13 protein-coding genes and 2 pseudogenes are annotated in these 20,632 nt (G+C 38.7%); 10 read left to right on the forward strand and 5 right to left on the reverse strand.

Annotation, left to right across the window (positions count from 1 at the left end; translation table 11 throughout):
* Positions 1-135: 135 nt before the first annotated feature.
* Positions 136-2,252: pseudogene (locus HXT60_RS02075) on the forward strand (InlB B-repeat-containing protein).
* A 144-nt stretch (positions 2,253-2,396) separates the two neighbouring features.
* Here the strand turns inward: HXT60_RS02075 and HXT60_RS02080 are convergent.
* Entirely contained in the window at positions 2,397-3,506 is a 1,110-nt protein-coding gene (locus tag HXT60_RS02080) for a type II TA system antitoxin MqsA family protein (protein WP_103013127.1), read from the reverse strand.
* Between the two features lie 57 nt (positions 3,507-3,563).
* Complete coding sequence (locus HXT60_RS02085) at positions 3,564-3,971, reverse strand: hypothetical protein (RefSeq protein ID WP_004112566.1); 408 nt, start codon at positions 3,969-3,971, stop codon at positions 3,564-3,566.
* Between the two features lie 309 nt (positions 3,972-4,280).
* Between HXT60_RS02085 and HXT60_RS02090 the strand changes: the two genes are divergently transcribed.
* From HXT60_RS02090 to HXT60_RS02110, 5 genes and pseudogenes are all read left to right on the forward strand, one after another.
* Positions 4,281-4,457 (forward strand): hypothetical protein, encoded by a 177-nt coding sequence (locus HXT60_RS02090; protein WP_004112568.1) that lies wholly within the window; start codon positions 4,281-4,283, stop codon positions 4,455-4,457.
* Positions 4,450-5,628: an MFS transporter gene (locus HXT60_RS02095; RefSeq protein ID WP_014554663.1), complete on the forward strand. Its 1,179-nt coding sequence runs from the start codon at positions 4,450-4,452 to the stop codon at positions 5,626-5,628. Before HXT60_RS02090 ends, HXT60_RS02095 begins: the two co-directional genes overlap by 8 nt.
* Before the next feature lie 218 nt (positions 5,629-5,846).
* Positions 5,847-7,861, forward strand: a pseudogene (locus HXT60_RS02100) (InlB B-repeat-containing protein).
* 243 nt (positions 7,862-8,104) lie between these two features.
* Entirely contained in the window at positions 8,105-8,281 is a 177-nt protein-coding gene (locus HXT60_RS02105) for a hypothetical protein (protein WP_004138544.1), read from the forward strand.
* Between the two features lie 35 nt (positions 8,282-8,316).
* Positions 8,317-10,755 carry an InlB B-repeat-containing protein gene (locus tag HXT60_RS02110; RefSeq protein WP_065189737.1) on the forward strand — a complete coding sequence of 813 codons (2,439 nt, stop codon included), beginning with the start codon at positions 8,317-8,319 and terminating at the stop codon, positions 10,753-10,755.
* A gap of 265 nt (positions 10,756-11,020) precedes the next feature.
* Here HXT60_RS02110 and HXT60_RS02115 read toward each other — a convergent pair whose 3' ends face one another.
* Positions 11,021-13,690 (reverse strand): DNA gyrase/topoisomerase IV subunit A, encoded by a 2,670-nt coding sequence (locus HXT60_RS02115; protein ID WP_004118080.1) that lies wholly within the window; start codon positions 13,688-13,690, stop codon positions 11,021-11,023.
* A 156-nt stretch (positions 13,691-13,846) separates the two neighbouring features.
* Here HXT60_RS02115 and HXT60_RS02120 point away from each other — a divergent pair, with 156 nt between their 5' ends.
* Positions 13,847-15,040: an alkaline phosphatase family protein gene (locus tag HXT60_RS02120; RefSeq protein ID WP_161796623.1), complete on the forward strand. Its 1,194-nt coding sequence runs from the start codon at positions 13,847-13,849 to the stop codon at positions 15,038-15,040.
* Positions 15,041-15,051: 11 nt separating this feature from the next.
* On the opposite strand, the gene sepH is transcribed toward HXT60_RS02120, so the two are convergent.
* Positions 15,052-16,383 carry a septation protein SepH gene (gene sepH, locus HXT60_RS02125; RefSeq protein ID WP_410309673.1) on the reverse strand — a complete coding sequence of 444 codons (1,332 nt, stop codon included), beginning with the start codon at positions 16,381-16,383 and terminating at the stop codon, positions 15,052-15,054.
* A 205-nt stretch (positions 16,384-16,588) separates the two neighbouring features.
* On the opposite strand from sepH, the gene HXT60_RS02130 reads away from it, so the two are divergent.
* The 3 genes from HXT60_RS02130 to HXT60_RS02140 all read left to right on the forward strand — a co-directional run bounded on the left by HXT60_RS02130 (position 16,589) and on the right by HXT60_RS02140 (position 19,879).
* Entirely contained in the window at positions 16,589-16,882 is a 294-nt protein-coding gene (locus HXT60_RS02130; RefSeq protein WP_004112589.1) for a DUF4193 domain-containing protein, read from the forward strand.
* A complete protein-coding gene (dut, locus tag HXT60_RS02135) occupies positions 16,882-17,379 on the forward strand; it encodes a dUTP diphosphatase (RefSeq protein WP_009993670.1) in 498 nt (165 codons plus the stop codon). Before HXT60_RS02130 ends, dut begins: the two co-directional genes overlap by 1 nt.
* Before the next feature lie 160 nt (positions 17,380-17,539).
* Complete coding sequence (locus HXT60_RS02140; protein WP_004138463.1) at positions 17,540-19,879, forward strand: RelA/SpoT family protein; 2,340 nt, start codon at positions 17,540-17,542, stop codon at positions 19,877-19,879.
* A gap of 103 nt (positions 19,880-19,982) precedes the next feature.
* Here HXT60_RS02140 and HXT60_RS02145 read toward each other — a convergent pair whose 3' ends face one another.
* Positions 19,983-20,522 (reverse strand): peptidylprolyl isomerase, encoded by a 540-nt coding sequence (locus tag HXT60_RS02145; RefSeq protein WP_004112594.1) that lies wholly within the window; start codon positions 20,520-20,522, stop codon positions 19,983-19,985.
* Between the last annotated feature and the right edge of the window lie 110 nt (positions 20,523-20,632).

The following is a 20,632-nucleotide window of genomic DNA, read 5'->3' on the forward strand; positions in this document are numbered from 1 at the left end:
TTACATTATGACATTTAGTTAAGTTATAATGATTTTATGATATAATTGCGAATGCAGGTTTGCTTCAATAGTGGAAGTGAATCTGGGATTTTGCATTTATTGATTTTCTTAGAATTTGTTTTATAAGAGGGAAAAATGAACAAGAAAACTGTGATTTTATTATCGACTACGATGATGAGTATTGCTACTGCTGCTTGCGCTTTTTGCATGGCTCAAACTGCAAATGCTGCTGATACTTACGTGGATTTTGGCACTTCAACTGCAAAAGTTACTACCCCCCCCCCCCCATTGAAAATAGCTCTTCTCAAAAAACCAATTCTTCTGAGACAAATGGCATAAAGTCTTCTGATCCTTCTGATTCTTCTGATAAAGATAATATAAAACCTGAAACGAATTCGAAACCAAATTCTAATACAAAGACTGAATCCAAGCTTGAGACTAAGAGTAATGTAAAGTCTAGTATCAAGCTTTCTGCAAATACTAATGTAAATTCTGTAGTTGAGACTACTACTAAATCTAATGCAGATTCTGTTGTAAATACTGATACAAAGACTGAATTAAATATTTATTCAAAGTCTAAGGGTGAGGAAGCTCCAGTTTCACCAACAATTTTTAATCAAGCGCTTTTTGCTAGTGGTAAGCCAGCTCCTAATCAAACTCCTAAACCTCAAACACAAACGACTGAGCTTAAGGTAAGTCTTTGCTGGGAAACCATGAACAAAGATAATAAAAATGCATTTATTAAGAGCGATAGCGATTTTGGTCAATTGAATTTTGAGAATTGGGACTTTGGTTCCACGCTAGATTCTTCTAGGAAAGACGTAAAGGACGCGTTTAAGAATATCCAGTTTCAGATAAAAGATACAACTGATAACAAGGTAGTAGCAACAACTACTGGAACTTATGATCCTTATACTGCTACTAGTGCAACCAAAAGCTTGGGTAGTTATGATTCAAGCCATACATATGAAGTGTCAGTGGTGAATAGCACAGTTCCAAGCCCGTATTATGTGACATACAATAATGTTTCTGTAGATGAAGGTGATGAATTTACACCTAGTGTTAGCAACTTTACGTGGAACCCATCTAAAGGGTCTAATAAAAAGTCTCAAAACAAATATTTCCGTTTAAATGTATTGGAAATTGTTTATGCGAAGGATGAGTCTGTGGCAGACAAGTGCTTCTCGTATGAGCAGCCAAAAAAGTATGACGGAAACTATCGATCTGATGGTAACTGGAATTTCAAGTATAACAAGGATAATATTTTTGAGCGTATTCGTGTAAAAGATAATGCTATTCAGTTCCCAACGGATGAAAATGGCAAACCTAAGGTTCCTGTTAAAGCTGGTTACAAGTTTGTTGGTTGGCAGTTCTATGTTGCTAAAAAAACAGATAATCGTCCATACACGTCGTTTGACCGTATGAGTGATGACGATAAAAAGATCATTAATAGTACAACTGTTGCGTATTCGGATTTTGGTACTAAGCCATTTATTGATTATCCGTATATTTTTGCGCTGATAAGGGATAACAAGGGCGTTAATACGTTTGGCAGTAAACTCGGTACGCAATATTGCTCTACAAATCACACATTTGTTGTATTCCCTAAGTGGGAGGTTGCTGGTCATACAGTTACTTTTATGGATGGAGATACTCAATATGCACAAGTAAAAGTGCAAGACAATAAGTCTATTAGTGGTGATGAATGGACTGACCAGTCTATGCCTGCTAATCCTACTAAAGCTGGTTTTACTTTTAATGGTTGGTATCAGGATAAAAATGGAACTGGGGATGCGTTTACTGCGTCCACAATTGTAAGCGAGGATACTACTGTTTACGCTATTTATACGCAAATACCTCCTGCACCTACACCTGAGCCAACTCCTGAACCAACGCCAACGCCGACTCCTATGCCTGAGCCAGATGTGACTCCTGAACCTGAGCCGAAGCCTGTTCCTGATGTTCCTGACGATTCGTGGATTCCTGTTCCTGAGATTGTTCCTGAGAATCCAGAGTATTCTGTTGTTGAGCAGCCTGTGTTGAATCCTGTTCATTCTTCGGATAAGCCGGTGGAGCATTCTGTTGAGCAGAGTTTTAAAGCTGTTGATGCTGGTGAGGATTACAATGTTAAGGCTCCTGCTAAGCATTTGCCTGATACTGGTGTTTCACTGGTTATGTCTATAAGTGCTTTGTTTGTGTCTTTGTTTGCTGGTTTTGGTTTGTCTATGTTCAAGTCTCGCCGCAAGCATTAAATATGCATGTAGTAGGTTGATTTTATGTAAGAATCTAAGTTATGTTGTGTTGATATTGTGATTCAAGAATTCCCCCTGTTGTGTAACTTGTATGGTTGTTTGCAGGGGGAATTTGATTTTATTGTGTTTTGTTTCTGTTTCGCTTTATTTACTGGCAAACATATCTTTCGCATACTGGCGAATATCATCTGGATTTATCATATTGTATTTTTCTTTTATTTTTGTGAAGTATTCGCCAATTATCTTTTTGCTGATTATTTTATTTGATGAATCATTAGTTTTTAGATTTCCGCGAGTAAGTATCCAAGGCTCCTCATGATGCGTAAATCGTTCAAGTTCTTTACCGCTGTAGCAGCAAAGATTATCAATAACGCTATCGCATACTGCTTTTTCGGTAGCTGATAGTGTGGTTGTTAGTTCTGATGTAAATAATGTCACATCACTTTTTTGAACATGTTTGTAATCCGCTAATTTTTCTGATGATTTAATTCCTGATATTTCTGTTGTCGGTGAATCTATTGGAGTAAAAGTGTAGTCTTTATAACGCAAATAGACGTCTTTATATACAGGTCCATGAATCCATGCTTGACAATCATCGGTAAATATGAATGATTTATAAAAAGCGAAATAAAAACCCTGAATGTAGTATAAGGATTTTTGCAAGGCTAGGGTAGTTATATCCTCACACTTTATAAGCAAGTATTGTATTACATTGTTTATTTTGTCACTCGACTTATTGCCATCAAAGTTATTGTTTGCAAAGTTATTTTGTAATTCGCGTATTAGTTTTTGTGTTGCTTTATAACTTTTTTCGTAACTAATTGCAGATTTCAGATTATCCTTATTGCTGATTAATAATTGCAAGTAATATTCCGGATCATTATAAATGCGTAGCAAAATATCAGAATATTGTTTTGAAGGAATGTCTCCGTCTGCAAATCTAGAAAACGTTTGTTCACCCCAACCGAGAAGCAGTGAAAGTGGACGCTTGCCTATTGAGTATTTAGCAGGTATTTCGTTGATTTTGTCAAGCGGAATAATATTGTTTTCTTTACGATACTCGTCATACAATGCTCGAAGATTCGCGTCAATAATTTCAGGTACATATACGGCAGAATCGCATTCTTTGCAGTGTGCTTCTGTGCCAGTGTAGGAATATTGTTTTCCTTTGATAGATGCAGTCATTGGAACGGATTTTGTTGAGTACTCAACATTATTCCTGCATTCTTCACAAAATGTCTTATTATCTTTCATTATGAGCCTTTTATTGAAAATTAGCAGATTTATTATCTTTTTGAGTTGTTTATTAGATTATTTAAATAAATAATCTATCTGTTTATTTGCTTTATGGAATGAAATAACAACTGTTCTATTTTGCTGAGAAATAGTAATGATATTAAACTTCGTGTAAATGTTTACCATCTCACATTTACCTACGTGTGATAGTTTTACGCGTGGTGCGAATACGTAAAGCGTTTCATATTCATAGCCTCTTTTTTTGTTTTTTAACGAATGACAAAAATCTTCCACTTCTATGTTGAGAAGTATATTTTTCTGAATATCTGATCGTATGTTGTATTCTCGAATGAAGTTTATGTTTTCTTGACGATTTTCGTTTAACGAGATGGTAAAACGGTCATTCCTTATGCAGTCTTTTATCTTTGCAAGTATTGCTGAAATTTCTTCTTTTGTGTAATTCTGATTATAGTTCTTGTTCATACATCACCTCTAGTCGTATGATACAAAAAATAGGTGCATTTATCAAGAAAAATGCATCTATTGATGCATAAATAATTTCTAAGCATTCTAGAATAAAATTTATTAGCCTTATTAATGTATTTGGCTTGTTTTTATCCTTTAAGATTATCTTCAATAAAATGTAAATTTGAAACTTTTATTTAGTTTAAATAAGACGTTGAACTCATTTGGTCACTTACAGTATTGCTTATGCTGTTGAATATTGTATCATTTTTATTGTTGCTAATTTTTGTCTTTCCTAGTAACACATATTTGCAGTAGGAGTGTTGCATGACTGATTTAGATGCTATTTTTGATCTCTCTACAACAGATTGTGCTCTTTGCAAGAAATATAATATTCCCAATTCTGATACGCTTGCTGCACTTGAAGAAGCTGAGCAAATGAAATATGATCCTAATACAAAAACTTATAACTCGTTTAATGAATTAATATGTGAATATGATTAATCTTCTTCTTGCAATTATTTATCTAGCATTTATCAGTTTGGGTTTGCCTGATGCTCTTTTAGGATCTGCTTGGCCGACTATGAGTCACGATATTGGCGCGCAAATTTCTTGGGCTGGCGGAATATCAATGGTTATTTCTGCAGGAACTATTGTTTCTGCTCTACTGAGTGACAGGATGACTAAGCGTTTTGGTGCAGGCAAAGTTACGTTTGTGTCTGTTGCTTTAACTGCATTGGCATTGTTGGGTTTTTCTTTTGCGCCGAATTATATTGTGCTTATTTTGTTAGCAATCCCGTACGGGCTAGGTGCTGGAGGGGTAGACGCTGCTCTTAATAATTATGTTGCTTTGCACTACGAAAGCCGTCATATGAGCTGGCTTCACTGCATGTGGGGTATTGGAGCTTCAGCTGGACCTTACGTTATGGGTTTTGCGCTTTCTCACGGATTTGGATGGTCTGCAGGATATCAGTATATTGCGATTGTTCAAGTGATATTAACTGTAATATTGTTTATAAGTTTGCCATTGTGGAATAATCGTAAAGCACATGAATTACAGAAATCTATTCAGATATCTAAAGAATATTCTAAAACGCTATCTTTTGCGGAAGTTTTGCGCATTCCTGGAGCTAAAAATATTCTTATAATGTTCTTCTGCTACTGTGCTATTGAACAGACTGCAGGATTATGGGCTAGTAGTTACATGGTTTTGTATGGGTCCGTTAGCCGTGTTGTTGCAGCGGGATGGGCAAGTTTATTTTATGTTGGTATTACAGCAGGACGATTTATAAGCGGATTTTTGACAATGCGTTTTAATGACGAAAACATGATTCGTCTTGGACAACTAGTGATGATTCTAGGTATTCTTGTGTTGTTATTGCCATTGCCAAATCATATAGCATTAGTTGCAGGATTTGTGATTATTGGTTTAGGGTGTGCGCCTATTTATCCATGTGTTATTCACTCTACACCGCATTATTTTGGAGCTGATAAATCGCAAGCGATTGTTGGCATGCAAATGGCTAGCGCGTATATTGGATCAATGTTGATGCCTGCAATCTTTGGGTTTATTGGTCAAAACGTGTCTATGTCTTTGCTTCCAGCATATTTGATTATTTTGCTATCTATAATGGCGTTTATGCATATGCAATTGCTTCGGATTTGCAAAAGTTGACTATGAGAATGTTTTTGTGTGATTGTTGGCTTAATGGTTGTTTGTTTAAGATTTATTAAGCTTATTGTGAGTTTGGTTACATTTTGTTGAGATTGAAGTTGTAAGTTGTAGAATGTCTGAAGATTCAATGCTGTTAAATGCCTGTATTATACTTGTTTTGGTGTTGATTCCGTTATTTTGGTAATTATTCTAGAAAATTTGGTTTTGCGGGAGGAAAAATGAGTAAGAGAACTAACATAATTTTGACTAGCACTATGATGGGTATTGCTACTGCTGCGTGTGCTTTTTGTGTAGCGCAAAGTGCAAATGCTGCCGATACCTCAGTGAGTGATGGTATTAATACAACTGTAAATTCTTCTAACGCAAACTCTTATGCTGCAAATTCTAGTAAAAATCAGCATGGGGGGGGGGGGCTGCTTCCGATAGCACTTCCGTAAAATCCTCTGAAAATATCAATTCCTCCAATTCTAATGAAGCTGCAAAAATTACCGAAACTGCAAAAACTGATAATGATGTTGTTAAATCTTCTAAACCTGTAGACGCTACTGAAAATTTTGAAACTACTAAACTTACTCAAACTCTTATTGATGTAAGCAATACTAATCTTCAAACAAATAATCGTGAAGATAGAAGCGTAACTGCATCTGAAGAATCCAGAGCAGCTTCAACTGATTCGGGTACTATAGATGATGCATCTTTAACTTGGACTCGTGAGGATTTTAATATTACCAAAGATGGGAAGCAGATTGGATATAGACAAGACATTAGTACTCCTACTGGTACTGTTAATGAAGTTGTTCCAGGTCTTAACGAAAAAGGACTTGCCAAGCTTAAGAAAAATCCACATATTGTAATTCCAGAAGGTATAGAAGTAATTGGAGAAGTTGCTTTTACAGGTAAAGCGAAACAAGTTGGCAAAAATCATGAGCATATCGAGGGTGAACATTATATAGAAAGTGTCACTCTTCCGCAATCTCTTAAAATCATCGAATACGGTGCGTTCGGCTGGAACAAAATTAAGGGAACTGTTACTATTCCGAAAAGTGTAATTTCAATACATAATGGTGCTTTTGTAGCTAATGAAATTGAAAAAGTTGTGTTTGAAGGCGTAATTGATGACAAGGGCAAAGAGCACGATTCAGACTCTAAGCCGTATTATCTTTCTGGAATTGGTAGCGATGCTTTCCAAGGTAATAAAATTACTGAAATTGATGTAAAAGATAATTTGGCTAAGTATCAATTATTCCCATCTAATAATCCGCAGAAGGGCGATTCTGTGTTCGATAACCAGAATCCTGGAACTTTCACTATTGAAGTAGGAGACGAATATAAAAGTCCTATTAAAATTACGAAAGAAGGTGTCAATCAGAGTATTAATGTAGTGGAAGGATTCAAAGAAGATGGTACTCCAGTACAGATTGAAAATTCATCTTATTTTAAGAAGAATAAAGAAGGCAAATATATAGCAGTAAAATCTGGCAAGCTTGAAGGTCAGTGCCTGTTTTACGATATTATCAACAAACAATTTAGGATAATTGGTATTTCGCACTTTACATACAACATTGTTCCTAAACCTAAGATCTACAAAGTTACTTTTGTGAATGATAGCAATGAAAATTATGCTTCTGTGCAAGTTAAGGAAAACAAAAGCATAAGTGAAAACAGTGTTGCAGGTCAGATGATGCCATCGGCACCATCTAAAGAAGGTTATACTTTTGTAGAGTGGAATGCTGATTCTACAGGTAAGGATAAAAGCAAAGTATTTACTGCTCAAACTCCAGTAAAAAGTGACATGACGGTTTATGCTATTTATACACCTACGCCATCTCCAACTCCTGAACCAACACCAACACCAACACCGACTCCAGCGCCTGAGCCAGCGCCTGAGCCAGATGTAACTCCTGAACCTGAGCCAATACCAGATCCTGACGTTCCTGATGTTCCTGGTGGTTTGTGGATTCCTCTTCCTGAGATTGTTCCTGAGAATCCAGAGTATTCTGTTGTTGAGCAGCCTGTGTTGAATCCTGTTCATTCTTCGGATAAGCCGGTGGAGCATTCTGTTGAGCAGCATTTTAAAGCTGTTGATGCTGGTGAAGCTTATAATGCTAAGGCTCCTGCTAAGCATTTGCCTGATACTGGTGTTTCAGCAACTTCAACATTTGTGATTTCAATCATATCCCTTTTCGCTGGTTTTTCTAGTTTGCTTGCTGGAATAGCTAAACGCAAAAATTAGTATTGCATTTATGAATGTTTTGAGCGAATGCTGATAATTTCCCTCTGATGTTTTATATATCAGGGGGAAATTCGTTACTATCGTATTGTCTACTTTCAAGCAAATATTGTGTGCATCTACTTATATTTAATGTTTATTTATTGTATAATCAAAAGTGTTTATAAGTTTTGTGGATTTAAGCTTTGCTTAATGGTTGTTTGTACAATTTATGTAATTTTATGAGTTTTTAGTGAAGAGGCTAAAATGAATAAAAAAACTGCAATCGTGTTGTCAACGACGATGATGAGTATTGCTACTGCGGCTTGCGCTTTTTGCATGGCTCAAACTGCGAATGCGTCTGAAAATAATTCTGCATCAGATGTGAAGCAGAATGTCACTAGTGTTGATTTTTCTAATGGGGGGGGGTTCCCGGTGATTTAGCAAAGTCACAAAAATCTGTAAAATCACAAGAAAATGTGCAGAATGATATATCTGCAAAGTCGCGCGATTTGGCGCAGTCACATGCTTCTAAACAGTCACAAGAAATTATTAGAAAACAGAAGTCTGATTCTGAAGATCATGAATCTAACTTTGCTAATGCTGATCCTTCCAGTAGTGAAACTAGGTTGACATCTTCCTCTGACTATAGTGGTTCTGTTGCCGATAACAAAGCTGATAAAAGAAATGATCCTACTGATGCGGATAAACCAAAAAACGATGAAGTAAGTACACAAAAATCAGTTAAAGCAGCAAAAGATGATAGGGCGTCAACAGATTCTACAAATAATGGCGAGAAGAAAAGCGAAGTTAAGCCTAATAAAGATGGCATATATGATTTTAGTAATGACAAGAATGTAACCAATCCGTTCCCGAATGTTATTACACCTGCTGAAGTCAAAGAGCTGCAGGATAAAACAACATCTGTTAGACCTCTGCCTTCTATTCAAAAGATTTTTTATACGCCTTATGGCAAGAAATTTTCTGTAGAGAATGGTCAAGCATCTGGCGATACTAGAAGTATTAATGAGATTATCAATACATATAATGGCAGGCTTGGAAGAGTTGATACATTCATATTTTTCCCGCGGGTTGATAAAGAAAGTGTATATACTGCCGATGGTCAATTTTACCCATACAGATCATCCCGCGAGCTAAAAAATCCAGATGGATCAGCAGATTTTGACTTTAATAAAGCTCCCGACAATAAGATCTCATACAGGCTCGAGGTAAATGGGAAGCTTATTGGATCCAATTTGGCTGATAAGACAAATATCACAGTATATATGAGAAAGAACCAAACGTTTATTCATGTTGTTATGGAGGGTGACAACACTCATGAAGCTATTTTTGGCTATGAAGGATTTAATCATGAAGACTCATCTGGAATTTTTGGATATGTCGCCTTTCTACCTGAATGTGGCGCGCAATTTCACTTTGTAGATGATTTGCAATATCGCAAGGCAGCAAACATTAAAGGGAATGATGATCTTCCACAACGTAGTTCTGGTGAAGCTGATAGGTTCTCTACTAAACCGTTTACCAAGTTGGATTTATCCGATTTGTCTGACGCGAAAAATATTTCCAAAGTTAGGTTTGGTAATAATCAGGTTGTCAGAAATATGTATACGCCTCTTCTAAGCTACGAAGGCGATCCCAAGAAAGATTCTATTAAGCGCCCAACTATGGAAGAGCTTAAAAACACGCAAATCACTGGTTATTTGTATTACAGTAATGATATAGACACGCCAAAAGACGGTACTTTTACTACTAAAAATGCTGACAAAAAACCTGGAAATTTCAATTACGGTATTGTTCGAGATAAAGATGACAATCAACTAAATACAAAGCATTATTATGTGACATTTAGACCAATTCCTACTCAGCTTGTTGTGCGATACAAAGATTTGCAAAACAAGATCGAGAGTGGTAAGAAATTTGGACTTTACGTTGGCGATAAGCAAATTGCTGGTGATTTCAAGTCATCTGAGTCTAGCGCAGCTCCAGAGTTAAACGCATTACAATCAATGATAACAAATAAAAATACGGCTTTGCTTAGTGAAGCTGCTGGTTATCTTTCCAATGGTTTTGCTTATTTGTCTCCTGGAAACTACATCGTAAAGTCTGCTGCTGAAGCGCCTACAAACTATGAGTGGGTTGTTGAACCAGAAAATTCAGCAGATATTAATAGCGCTACAATTGATGCAAAATTTAATATTGCGATTCATAAGGATAACTCAATTTCTACTCAAAAAGTTGTTACTTTTGTGTTGAGAAGAAAGATTGCTACCGTCAAATTTATAAATGATGATGACAAGAAACCGTATGCTACTGTGAAAGTTCAGCAAGGTCTCTCTATTAGTGGTGATGGTTTAACTGATCAGTCTATGCCAGCTAATCCTACTAAAGCTGGTTTTACTTTTAATGGTTGGTATAAGGATAAAAATGGAACTGGGGATGCGTTTACTGCGTCCACAATTGTAAGCGAGGATACTACTGTTTACGCTATTTATACGCAAATACCTCCTGCACCTACACCTGAGCCAACTCCTGAACCAACGCCAACGCCGACTCCTATGCCTGAGCCAGATGTGACTCCTGAACCTGAGCCGAAGCCTGTTCCTGATGTTCCTGACGATTCGTGGATTCCTGTTCCTGAGATTGTTCCTGAGAATCCAGAGTATTCTGTTGTTGAGCAGCCTGTGTTGAATCCTGTTCATTCTTCGGATAAGCCGGTGGAGCATTCTGTTGAGCAGAGTTTTAAAGCTGTTGATGCTGGTGAGGATTACAATGTTAAGGCTCCTGCTAAGCATTTGCCTGATACTGGTGTTTCACTGGTTATGTCTATAAGTGCTTTGTTTGTGTCTTTGTTTGCTGGTTTTGGTTTGTCTATGTTCAAGTCTCGCCGCAAGCATTAAATATGCATGTAGTAGGTTGATTTTATGTAAGAATCTAAGTTATGTTGTGTTGATATTGTGATTCAAGAATTCCCCCTGTTGTGTAACTTGTATGGTTGTTTGCAGGGGGAATTTGATTTTATTGTGTTTTTGCTGATTATTTTATTTGATGAATCATTAGTTTTTAGATTGCCGCGAGTAAGTATCCAAGGCTCCTCATGATGCGTAAATCGTTCAAGTTCTTTACCACTGTAGCAACAAAATCGCAACTATAGCAGTAAAGAGATTACCCAATATGCGCAATTGGGGAAACTAACTCGGTTCCTGAAGCGTCTCTTCGCATATCTGGCTTAGGTAGCTCTACGTTCGCTCCACGTTGTGTAGTCGCGTAAAGCGGATAGTTTCCAACGTATGCTGCCAAAATCGTGTTTTGCCCCTTAAGGAATCGCTGTGATCGCACGCCTCCGGTGCCGCGACCCTTTGTAGGGTACATTTCTAGCGGCGTAATCTTTGCAGCTCCGTTTTCTGTTCCAGCAAGCGCGTCGCTATCTCCAGCAAGAGTGAATACTACGCTTCCAGAAGCAGAAAATAGACCATTTTCGCCCTCTTCGTAATTCCATTCAACATCATTTTTAGCAACTACAGCAAAAGCAGAAACAGTGCATCCTTCATTAAGCCTAATTCCTGCCATTCCTGCAGAGCTTCGCCCCTGCGCACGCACTTGCTTTGCATCGAATGTAAGTAGGGAAGAATCGCTGCTTATAAACACAAGCCTATCTTCATCATTAGCAAGTGCTGCATTAATTACTGAATCGTTGTCTTTTAAGTCAATAATGCTCCAAGAATCCATTGTTGTTGGTGATTCAAAATTCCATCGTTTTACAACGCCATTCTTTGTTCCGATTGCGAGAGGAGTTTTAGAATCAGATTCGCTCAACGCAATAGCAGCTACGACTTTCTCTCCTCTAATTGGGTCTGTGCTTTGAGTAGAAGTTAATAATTCGCTTGCTTTAACACCATTGGAAAGAGATTCCGAAACGTTTTCATCTCCTTGATTTAAATGTGGCAAGTCTGCAACATGCGCTATTACTAATCGCCCTGCGGATGTTATTAAAGCGTATGTTGCTCGCGTAGTAGTAGTAAACACGTTTAAGCATGGAGTGTCAAAGATATTTGAAGAATGTGATTGCCATCTATTGAATGTTTCAACACTAGTTCTTGCTATAAGCCCAGATGTGCTCAAAGCTACGGCACACGGTTCGTCGCTTAATTGCAAAGCCGCTGAGGTTGCGTCAGTGTCTCCAGACTTACGAGCGGCGCTTGCGGCTGCTGCAACATCTGCCTGGGCATTTGTCAATTGATTTGCTGCAATAACTGCGTCCATAGCTGAATCAGAATTAACTTCTTTACTGTTTTTAGTGCAAACAGGCGTAAAGCTGCCGTCTTCTTGTTCGTCTAAAAGAATAGTTCTGCGCGGAGTATCCCACTGTTTTACAGCGTAATCCATTTCTGCAATCACAACTTTGTCTAGCTGGCTTGCGGAGCTTAGAATCTCGTTAAGTTCATCTATTTTTTGCAATAAGTCGTTTTTTTCGCCTTCTAGCTCGATTCGACTCATTTTTGTAAGTCTTCTAAGTCTTAAGTCAAGAATGTATTGCGCTTGAATCTCGTCTAAATCAAATACGCTAATAAGCTTTGATTTTGCGGTTTCTGCATCTTCGGAAGACCTAATTACTTGAATTACTTCGTCAATGTCTAGCATTGCAAGAAGCAATCCTTCTACAAGGTGCAGTCTCTCTTTGGCTTTGTTTAGTCTAAATTCGCTGCGCCTTCTAATAACGGTTCTTCTGTGCAAAATCCACACGTCTAGAAGCTCTCGAAGACCCATTGTGTGAGGTCTTCCATCAACTAGTGCAACGTTGTTAATCGTAAAGCTTTCTTGCAGCGGAGTGTGCTTAAAAAGTTGCGCAAGAACCGCGTTTGGGTCGAATCCTGTTTTTATTTCGATTACGATTCGCGTTCCGTTATGTCTATCTGTTAAGTCTATTGCTCCAGATATTCCGTCTAGTTTGCGCGCTTTTATGCCTTGAGATATGCGTTCGAGCACGCGCTCTGGTCCAACCATAAATGGTAATTCGGTAACAATAATCGCCTTTTTGCGCGCTGTAACGTTTTCAATATGCGTTTTCGATCTAGTTGTAAAAGCGCCTCTTCCAGTTTCGTACGCTTCGCGGATTCCACTTCGCCCAATAATTATGCCGCCGCCAGGCCAGTCTGGTCCTGGAACTATTTGCATTAAATCGTCTAGAGTAGCATTTGGATGCTTCATAACGTATTTTGCTGCAGCTACGACTTCGCCAAGATTGTGAGTAGCCATATTTGTGGCCATTCCAACTGCGATTCCAGAAGCTCCGTTTACAAGCAAGTTTGGTATAGCGGCAGGCAGAACAGTTGGTTCTTTTAGCTTATTGTCATAGTTTGGAGCAAAGTCAACAGTGTCTTCGTTTATATCTGCATTCATTCCAAGTGCTGCTGGAGCTAGTCGCGCTTCCGTGTACCTAGATGCTGCAGGACCGTCGTCTAAGGAACCAAAGTTTCCATGACCGTCAACCAGAGGGAGTCTAAGAGAAAATGGCTGAGCCAAACGCACCATTGCCTCGTAAATTGCGGAATCTCCATGCGGATGCAGTTTTCCCATAACTTCGCCTACAACGCGAGCAGACTTCATGTATGCGTGTTCTGGGGTAAGGTTCATGTTTCCCATTTGATACACGATTCGGCGCTGTACAGGCTTCATTCCATCTCTAGCGTCTGGCAATGCGCGCGCGTAAATCACCGAGTATGCGTATTCGAGGAATGATTTGCTCATTTCTTCGTTAAGCGGCGTTTCAACAATGTTTTCCTTAACCTTTCTAGGGTCGAAGGTTTGTTTTGCTGATTTGCTGCGTGAAGGCATGGTTTTGAACTCCTTGAAGTGATTTACAAGCCTTTATAATACCAATTTATGTGCACAAAACTTTATTAAATGCTTATTTTATGCTTATTTTACTCATAGTCTGTTATGCATTATTCATGATTTTGTATAGTTTGTGTTTTGACTACAATGTTGCTTATGAGTATTGAGATTCCGTCTGTGGATGATTTGCTGAATTTTGTTGATGATTCGTGTAACTCCAATCTTCGTTTGTCTGCGATTCTTCCAGCAGTAAGCTCTTCGATTGATGCTTCGATTAGTACAGCTGTTTATAATGATCCTGATACTGCGCGCATTAGTCTTGGATTTCCGAAGTCACAGAGTGCTGTTGTTGTGCTTGTAGACGGACTTGGCTATTGGAATCTTGCTATTAGAAAAGGTCATGCTCCTTATTTGCGCTATCTTCTTAACGATTGCGCAAATCAGCGTCCAATAAAGACTTGTATTCCGAGTACTACGGTTGCAGCAATGGCAACTTTTGGCACTGGAACATGCCCTGGTCTTACTGCAATGACGGGATACACGCAAAAAAATCCTAAAACGGGGGCATTATGTCAATTAATCCAATTTAGGGATGCTCCAGATCCATTAGATTTGCAACGCCAGCCTACAATATTTGAGTCGCTTTCTAATTTAGGTGTTAGAGCGAATCATGTAAGTCTTTCAAAATTTGAGGATTCTCCTCTAACTCAAGCAGCTTTTAGGGGAGCTAAATTCATAAGTGGATCAACTCCTAGAGCAAGAATTATGAATGCTGCCAATAGTACTAAAACGCCTGGTTTAACATATTTGTACCTTAGAGATATTGATAAAGTTGGTCACAATTACGGTTGGAAATCTGAGAATTGGGTTTCAGCTTTTGAGCAGATAGACGCGCAACTGAGTCTTTTAAAAAAGAATTGTCAAAAAGGCACTTTGATTGTTATTACTGCAGACCATGGAATGATTGAATCAAATCCAGATTTGAAAATAGATATTGCAAAAGATAGTCGTCTTACTAAAGGAGTTAAGCTTGTTGGGGGAGAGCCTAGGTCTGTTATGCTTTACGCGGAAGATGGCGAAAATCCAGATGACATTGCGTTAAGATGGTCTAACGTTTTGCAAGATAAAGCGCGTGTAAGAACTAAAGAGCAAGCTGTTAAAGATGGTGTTTTTGGGAAAGTCAGCCCGTTAGCATTAAGCGTCATAGGTGATGTTCTTGTTCAAGCAAAGTCATCTGTAACTATAGTGGATTCCAGGATAGAAACAGAAAAAGCCATGAACTTACCAAGCGTTCATGGCTCTATGAGTCACATGGAAATGGATATTCCATGCTTAGTTGATATAGCTTGATTTATGATAAATTAAGCCTCTCCAAAAAGAATCTCATCCCAACTAGGAACAGCAGCTCTCGTGCTCTTCTTAGCCCTAGTATGCTCGTTCATATGCTGTTTTGGTTCAGTTTTTGGAGTTTCTATAGCAACTGTTTTATCTGCTTGAACATGCGCATCTTCAGAATCTGATCCAAAAGTGTTTGATTTAGAATTTGCATATTTGCTTTTTGCAGAAGCAGAATTGGAAGAATCGACTACCGCATTTTCACTAGAATTATCTTGTGAAATGTTTGCGCTCGTATTTTCGCTACTATCTTCATTCTCTGAATTTTCTTTAGACTTATAGATTCCAGAATTAGAAGAAGAGTTTGCAATATTTGCAGCAGTTTCTGCGGCTTCTATGTTTTTTACGTTTGCAGAAGACTGTTCTGTATTATCTGGATTGTTAGATGGAGTAGAGTTTGATACCAAATCGCTTAGAATTGGATTTTCTGTATAACCATCTAAAGAATTATTAGTATTGTTGCTGTTTTGTTCTTTTTGTGCAGCCTCTGTTTGAATAGCAACATTTGCAAGATTAACGCTATTCCTTGATTCCCACTGACTCACAGCACGTTCTATTCTTGCAGAACGAATCGAATTTCCTGGAAGCTCATCATTTGCGAATGGGAAGTTTATGCTTACTGTGTCTCTATAAGCTCCTCCAAACTGTGATTTTTTAGAAGAAGAATCATTGTTCATAACTTCTTCGCCAAGCAACAATCTAGATGAAGGGTTTGCGCACGTAATAGAGTTGTCGTGCATATTCCAAGTCCACTCTGCTTTTATTGTTCGAGTAGCAGTGTTGAACTCTGCTGTTATAAGCCATGGTTCAAGTCCGCGTCTTGTGGCACGCCATTTTACAGTTTCCATTCCAATATGTGCTTTTGCGAGAGTTCGTTCGATCAAATCTGAAATAGTTCTCATATTGCTTTGTTTTGGAGCTGGAACTGTTAAGAATTGCTCAATAGCGTACTGTTTTTCTGTTTCAACGCCACTAGAGAATCTTTTAACTTGAGATTCGCTTACGTTATATCGCTTTGCAACATGTTCTGGATCGACGCCAGCACGTATCAGTGCTTGTATCTGAGATATAGGTAGTGTTGCCGTGGTAGCAGCTGGCGAATCATCAGATTTACCAATAGAATTAACTGTGTTTTGATTATCGCCACCAACATTTGTTAGTTTTTTTGATTCGGCAATCGCGCGCTCCAGCGTGTCGTCAACATGAATTTTTAACGGCGTGTTTTCAAAAATAAAAATTAAATCGCCATTATTATCCACATGATCGAAACTCGCCTCTTTTGGCGGATTTTCAAGCATTGTGCACCACTTTCCTCGCTTTTAACGCTACTTATAACATACTTTAGTCCATAGTCTGCCTTCTTTGCCATTTTCTATGAATAAAAAAGCGAGTATTCTATGCGGGGTAGCTTTCATGTATGCTATGCGCGTAGGTAGCTTTTATTAGATAGCTAAAAGTATAAAAGTAGATTTAGTAAGTAGTTTTAAAAACGAAAGGACCATAATGGCACAGGATTATGATTCTCCTCGTAGTAAAGACGAAGACGAGGAGTCATTGGAAGCGTTGAGTAAGGGTTCACAAAGCTCTGCTAACGATATAGACGATGATGAGAATGCTATTGCAGAAGATTACGAGTTGCCAGGTGCAGATTTAAGCAATGAAGATGCGTCTGTTACAGTAATACCAATGCAGGGTGATGAATTTATTTGCTCAGAGTGTTTCCTCGTAAAGCATCGTAGTCAGCTTGCACAAATGTCTCAAGATGGTCAGCCAGTTTGTAAGGAGTGCGCAGCCTAATGTCTTATGACGAGACCTACACTGGTCCAGAACAGGTAGAAGTTCTTATCAAGTATTTGGATAATTTGAATGATACTGATAGTAATCAGCCTGCTATGGAACATATTTCTTACGCTCATGCTGGAGATGCTGGGGCGGATTTACGAACTACGCAAGATGTGACTTTGCGCCCATTTGAACGTGCTCTGGTTCCAACTGGTGTTGCTATAGCTTTGCCAGCTGGATACGTTGCTCTAGTTCATCCGCGTTCTGGTCTCGCTGTAAAACAAGGTGTTACAGTTCTTAACGCGCCAGGAACCGTTGATGCTGGGTATCGCGGTGAAATTAAGGTTCCGTTGATAAATATGGATCCGAACAATACTGTGCAGTTCCATCGTGGAGATCGTATAGCTCAACTAGTTATCCAGCGTTATGTTGAAGCTAATTTTATTGAAGCAAATAAGCTTCCAGGATCAGATAGATCTACAAAAGGATTTGGATCTACTGGAGTGCAATAAATTACATAAATCCGGCCAGAGCTAAGTTTATTAGACTGAGTCGGATTTATTGTATTTAATATTAAGTTTATTGTGTTTAATATTAGACATGTAGATTATTGTATGATTTAGCTTGTTTTACAATGTAGGATAGTAACTATAAATCGGGAGGTGATATTCGATGGGTGAAAATCAAGACGACATTAAGGGCGCTAACATGCTCGGATGTGAAATTAGCGAAGATATGCGAGACCCATTGTGCCCAATATTGCGAATGTGTAAGTGGCATCATCCCGATGAGAATATGGAGATTTTGCACAAAGCTTATGCTAGAGCCGTAAAACAGCATACTGGTCAAAGGCGTAAATCAGGCGAACCATATATTATTCATCCTCTTGCTGTTGCTCAGATTTTAGCTGACCTAGGAATGGGTCCTATAGTTGTTGCTGCAGGATTATTACACGATACTGTTGAAGATACGGATTACACGCTAGAAGAGTGTAGGGCTGATTTTGGTGATACTGTTGCAGGATTAGTCGACGGTGTTACAAAAATATCAAACATGGAATATGGAGAAAGCGCTCAGGCAGAAACAATCAGAAAAATGGTTGTTGCAATGAGCCGAGATGTGCGAGTGTTGGTAGTAAAACTTGCAGATCGTTTGCATAACGCTCGTACATGGAGATACGTTAAGCCATCTAGCTCGCATAAAAAGGCTCGTGAAACTCTAGATGTTTACGCTCCTCTTGCAAATCGACTCGGTATGAACGCAATTAAGACAGAGCTTGAAGAGCTAAGCTTTAAAGTTTTATATCCAAAAATTTATAACGAAATAGTAGTTTTAGTTGCTCGTAGAGCTGGTCAACGTGAAGTTTATTTGCGTCAAATTCTAGAAGAAATCAATGAAGATTTAAACCAGCAACATGTAAAAGCTTCTGTTAAGGGGCGTCCAAAAGATTATTTTTCAATCTATCAAAAGATGATTGTTCGAGGACATGATTTTGAAAATATTTACGATCTTGTAGGTGTGCGAATAATCGTTGATTCTATTCGGGACTGTTATGCTGCATTAGGCGCAGTTCATGCGCGCTGGAGTCCTGTTCCTGGACGTTTTAAGGACTATATAGCAACGCCTAAGCTAAATATGTATCAAAGCTTGCACACTACTGTTGTAGGTCCTGGTGGAAAGCCTGTGGAGATTCAGATTCGCACATGGGACATGCATAGGCGTGCTGAATTTGGTATTGCTGCTCACTGGAAGTATAAGGCAAACGGACAAGCTGGTCGCGCTTTAAGTAAGCCAGATAAAGGTGATGTTAAGCGTGAACAAGAAGAAAACAAAGAGCTTAGCGAATTAGATAATTTAAAGTGGATTCAGCAGCTTGCAGATTGGACCAGTGAAACGCCAGATTCTGACGAATTCTTGGGTTCCTTAAAGCAAGATCTTGGAGCTTCGGAAGTCTACGTGTTTACTCCAAAGGGAAGTATTGTTGCTCTTCCGCAAGATGCAACTCCAGTTGACTTTGCTTATTCTGTGCATACTGAGGTTGGTCACAGAATGATGGGCGCTCGCGTAAATGGAAAGCTTGTGCCACTTGACACTAAGCTTAACAATGGCGATACTGTAGAAGTTCTTACATCAAAGTCTGATACTGCTGGTCCTTCAAGAGATTGGCTCAGCTTTGTAAAAAGCCCTAGAGCTAGAAATAAGATTCGTCAATGGTTTAGCAAGGAACGCCGTTCGGAGGCGATTGAAGAGGGTAAAGACGAGCTTACGCGAGCTATGCGTAAACGTAATTTGCCTTTATCTACTTTACTTACTCCACAAGCGTTAATAGGTGTTGCAGAAGAGCTTAATATAACTGCTAATGTAGAAGCTGTTTACGCTGCAATTGGCGAAGGTCAAGTTTCCACTCAAAACGTTATTTCTCGTCTTGTTAAAGATGCTGGTAGTGAAGAAGTAGCTGAAGAAGCTCAGGAAGAAGCACTTCCGCTTAGGAGAGTTGAGCGTAATCGCAAATCTAATGGTGTTCTTGGTGTTTCCGTAAAGGGCGTTGGAGATGTGTGGGTTAAACTTGCTCGCTGTTGCATGCCTGTTCCTGGAGATGACATTGTTGGTTTTATAACTAGAAATCAGGGTGTTTCTGTTCATAGAACGGATTGCCAGAATATGATTGATTTGCAAAAGTCACAGTCGGAGCGTGTTATTCCTGTTCAATGGACTAGCGATAAAGGCTTGTTCCTTGTTAAAGTTCAAGTAGAAGCTTTGGATCGTCAGCATTTGCTTTCGGATGTTACGCGAGTTCTTTCGGATCATGGTGTAAACATTCTTTCGGGAACGATTGCTACTGGAGATGACCGCGTTGCTACAAGTCAATTTACGTTTGAAATGGCAGATCCTCAGCATTTGAACACTCTTCTTGCTGCAATTCGTAAGATTGATGGCGTTTTTGACGTTTATAGAATTACGGGCGCAAAAGATAGTGCGGAACCGCGACTCAGAAAAATGGAACGCGACTAAACAAGAAAACCTAAACAATAAAACTTCCAGTCAAATAATGTTTTGGCTGGAAGTTTTATTATTGCAATTTTATATTATTTATGCTTTATTTTAATTAATGTTATTACTTAATAACCTCAATAGATATAATTCCAACTGGCTCTAGTGGGGCATCAGACCTATCTGTTGGAACAGATTCGAGCTTATCTACAACAGCTTTAGATTCATCATCCACGACTTCTCCAAAAATGGTGTGATGACCATCAAGCCAAGGAGTTGGCACGGTAGTTATAAAGAACTGAGATCCATTCGTGCCGTGTAAGCGTCCGTCTCGTCCGCGCTGTTTTCCAGCATTTGCCATTGCAAGAAGATACGGTTTATCAAACTTTAAGGATGGGTCAATCTCATCGTCAAATTCGTAGCCAGGACCACCCATTCCGTTTCCAAGAGGGCATCCGCCTTGAATCATAAAGTCTTTGATAATACGATGGAATGTCAAACCGTCATAGAATGGTTCGTTGGATTTTTCTCCCGTAAAAGGATTCATCCACTCTTTTGAACCAGTCGCCAAGTCAACGAAATTTTTTACTGTAATAGGCGCTTTATCGTCAAAAAGATTAATCTTTATATCGCCTTCGGACGTATGCATATTGATAAGTGTCATAATGCGATTTTCCCATATGTTAAAGACTGTTCAAAACTGTTGCAAATAAAACTGTTGCAAATAAAAATAAGGCGAGCTTGAGCAGGATTAATCTTGCATTAACTCGCCTT

The sequence above is a fragment of the Gardnerella sp. KA01002 genome, from assembly GCF_049244015.1.
GTDB lineage: Bacteria > Actinomycetota > Actinomycetes > Actinomycetales > Bifidobacteriaceae > Bifidobacterium > Bifidobacterium vaginale.